This window comes from Rubneribacter sp. (assembly GCF_965361815.1).
Genome location: NZ_CBDTNW010000024.1, coordinates 1 through 3,663, shown reverse-complemented (window position 1 = coordinate 3,663; position 3,663 = coordinate 1). Strand labels below are relative to the sequence as shown.

Here is a 3,663-nt window from a genome sequence, read left to right as displayed (position 1 = left end):
CTATGGACCCCCGCTTTCCCGTAGATGTTTCGCAGATGCGTGCGCAGCGTGCTCTCGGTTATGCAGAGCAGCTTTTCGATGACGGCGTTGTTCTTCCCCTTCATGACGAGGACGGCTATCTCCTCCTCGCGGTTCGACAGCCCGAACTCGCGCGCGGCGTGCCGCGCGCACCGAGCGAACACCTCCTCGTCGTCGGCAGGCTGCCGCCGCGCCTTGCGCCTCTCGAAGAACCGCCTGATGTCCCCTTCGCTCATCACGAAGGCCGACACGGCCACGGCCAGCGCGATGATGCCCGATATCGTGACGGGCAGGGAAACGCCGGCCTCCTGCAAAAACCCGTCGTAGAGAGCCTGGGCGAGCGTGCTGCACGCGGTCAAGGAGAACTGGCCCGCCGCGAAGACGGTCGCCGCGGGAACGCGCGAGCGCAAAGCGATGCTGCACCAAAGCGTCCAGGTGAATATGCGAAAGAACGTCCATCCCGCCCCTATGACGAACGCCTCGTACTGCTGGTTTCCGCTCTCGAGCGTGAGGACGGGAATGATGCTCACTATGATGAGGGGCGTGAGCATGCGGTAGAGGAGCATGAAGTCGAACCCTCCGCTTCGCCGCCTGGCCAGAAGGGCGATGATCGCGGACACGGCAAGCCCCGCGATCAGGGTGTTGAGCTCGGCTGTGGCGGAGGACTTCTCCTCCGAAAGCGAGTTCGTGAGCAGGCTGACGGCCCCGAACAGCCCGACTCCCACGAAAAGCCGCAGGGGCAGGAGCGAGGCGGACCCCGCTTCGCGCGGGGGCGCGCTTCCCAAAGCGACGAAGGCGCCGTCAAAGCGCAACGCCAGAAGCGCCGCACCCGAAAGCAGCGGCAGCACCGCATGCACGATAAGCGCCGGCAGGGGCTTCAAACCCGCCACCAGCAGGCACAGCGAAAACGCCGTTGCGTACACGAGCGCCACACACAGAAGCGCATCGCGGAAACGGACGCGGCAGAGGCATTCCGACCACAGGAGCAGAAGCGCCGCTTTCGACGCCCCGAGCGCAACGCCCGCCACCGTCCCGAGAGGCTGGTCGAACACCCAACCGCTCGCATAGGCGCAGACGGTCGAGGCGCACATGAGCGCGGGCGCCGACAGCACGAGGAGCCTCGAGGAAATGAGCCCTCCGCCCCGGCGCAGGGCCACTCGCGCAAGCACCGCGAGCAAAACCAAGAAGAGCGCCGTCTGCAGATAGTTCGCCAGCTCAAGGACCTGGGCGCTCATCGCCTGCGGACGAGGGAACAACGTTGGGGAGATGCCGACCGTCTGCCATCCCAAATACGTCCCCAGCCCGCACACGAGCAAAGCGAACGCCGGAGCCGACAGCGCTTCCGCCGTCGGGGCGTCGTGCGGAGCACCCTTGCGGTTCATAGCCATCCCCTTTCCGAAACGGGCCGGGCGAGGCGAGCCCCGCCACGCCGGAAACGTCCTGCCGCCCGTTCCCGTCAGCTTGCCATAGTACAGAACATCGCGTCCCGGGCGCTTCCCGTTTTCGCAAATTCGCAGATGAGAAACCGCACCCTCACGCACTACCTCACGGCTACCTCACGCATACCCCATCGTTTTCGAAGATACCCCGCCGTGCGGCTTGATGTTACCCCGGCAGCGCGGATTAAATACGGGCGTCCAGAACCCGACCGAGAAAGGATCAAGAAAGGAACATGACCATGTGCAAGGGCAAGGGAAGGCAGACGGCCATCGCGGCCTGCTGCCTGGCGGTGTCGGTGAGCCCCGTTCTGGCCGGATGCGGCGCCGAGGCACCGCAAGGGGGGCAATCGAACGCGGGCATCGAGGCGGGCTTTGAATCGAACGCCCCGTCGGAACAGCGGCAGGAGCAAGCCCCGAAGACCGCCTACAAGGACGGAACCTACGTGGGAGAGGGCAAAGGCATGGGCGGCACCATCAGCGTGACGCTCACCGTGGCCGAAGGGCGCGTGCAGGTTGACGAGATAACCGAATCGGGCGAGACGGCGGGCATCGGAGGCAAGGAAGCCATAGAAGACGGCACGTTCAAGGCTCAGATCGAGGAGGCCCAGTCCGCCGACATAGACGGAGTGACGGGCGCCACCATGACCACCGGCGGCGTGAGGAAAGCCGTCGAAGACGCGCTGTCCCAAGCGAAGTGAAAACCAACGGAGACGAAAGGCAGGAGATCAACATGAGCATGAACCGTCGTCAGTTCTGCGCGCTGGGAACCGCCGGCGCCTTGGCGGCCATCGCCGGGGGAACGGCCATGGGCTGCGCTTCCGCAAGCTCCCCCTCTGCGGGAGAAGGGTCGTCCGCAGCCGCAACCGCCCGCGCCATCGGAGACGCGGACGTGAGCTTCGGCAAGGAGGTCGACGTCCTCATCGTGGGAGCGGGCATCTCGGGCATGCTGTCGGCCGTGGACCCCGCCAAAGCCGGCCTGAACGTGCTCATCGTCGAGCAGAACGCCACCTACGGAGGCGACGCCATCTATTCGGCCGCTTGCCAAATGTGCACGACCGCCAAGCTCACCCAGGAGGAGCGTCCCGACAAGTACATGAGCGCGGAGCAGATACGCGAGAAATTCGCACCGTACTACGAAAACGACGAGGCGGGCCTCGAGCGCACCGTGCTCCTCCAAACCTGGGGCGGCAAATTCATCGACACCATGCACTACGAATGGGGATACGAATTCCAAGAACTGCGCGAAAGCCCCTACCATCAGGCTTTCTTCCCTAAAAACGGCCTGTGCACGATGAAGGACGAGTTCGAGCTCATGAACGAGAAGGTAACCGAGGCGGGCGCGTCCTACCTGTTCGAGACAACGTTCAAGACGCTCATCGTCGGCGAGGACGGCACGGTGGCCGGAGGGCGCTTCGTCGCGAAGGACGGCGCGATCGTCGACATCGGGGCCAAGGCGGTCGTGCTCGCAGGGGGCGGCTACGTCTCCAACCAGGAATGGATGATAGAGTACGCCCCCGAATGGGCCTTCATCGGAAACATCGTGGCCGGACGCAAGGGCGACGCCATAGCCGCGGGCGTGGCCGCGGGCGGCACGCTTTCGGGCATGGGCCCCTCCGGCAACCTCAACCCGCGCTACGAGGCCGGGCACATGCTTGGCACGTTCTACCCGCTCATCGGGCTGCTGCCCAACGGCAAGCGCTTCTATTGCGAGACGGCCGTGCACGATGCCGCGACCAAGTGCCTGGCCGCAGGCTACAACGAGTGGTACAGCATCTGGGACGGCACGGCCCAAAACGGCATCGACCAGGAGGTCATCGCGCATGCAGGCGACGCCGTGCAGGCCGCGGCCTCGTTGGAGGAGCTGGCCGAGAAGACGGGATTGGCGCTCTCGACGGTGCAGGCGGCCTTCGACGACTGGAACGCGATCTGCGACAACCAGGCGGATCCGGAATTCGGCAAGACGCTTTTCCTGCAAAAGCTCGAACCGCCCTATTACTTCATCCGCAACGTTCCCGTACGCTACAAAAGCTGCGGAGGGCTTGCCGTGAGCGACCGCATGGAGGTGCTCGACACCAACGGCGATCCCATCCCGCATCTCTATGCCGCAGGATGCACCGCCGGAACCGAGGACATCGTCCCCGCCGCCGGCTCCGGCCTGCTGTGCGGCTCCGTCCTTGCCGAGGACCTGGCGTAAGGCCGCGGGCCT

3 protein-coding genes are annotated in these 3,663 nt (G+C 65.1%); 2 read left to right on the top strand and 1 reads right to left on the bottom strand.

From position 1 onward, the window contains the following. Positions 1-1,400: response regulator transcription factor (locus tag ACWKY3_RS01395; protein ID WP_449314638.1), on the bottom strand; the 1,400-nt coding region annotated here is incomplete at its 3' end. A 290-nt stretch (positions 1,401-1,690) separates the two neighbouring features. Between ACWKY3_RS01395 and ACWKY3_RS01390 the strand changes: the two genes are divergently transcribed. Then, positions 1,691-2,155 carry an FMN-binding protein gene (locus ACWKY3_RS01390; protein ID WP_449314637.1) on the top strand — a complete coding sequence of 155 codons (465 nt, stop codon included), beginning with the start codon at positions 1,691-1,693 and terminating at the stop codon, positions 2,153-2,155. A gap of 32 nt (positions 2,156-2,187) precedes the next feature. Then, positions 2,188-3,651, top strand: coding sequence for an FAD-dependent oxidoreductase (locus ACWKY3_RS01385; protein ID WP_449314636.1), 1,464 nt, complete (start codon positions 2,188-2,190; stop codon positions 3,649-3,651). Positions 3,652-3,663: the final 12 nt, after the last annotated feature.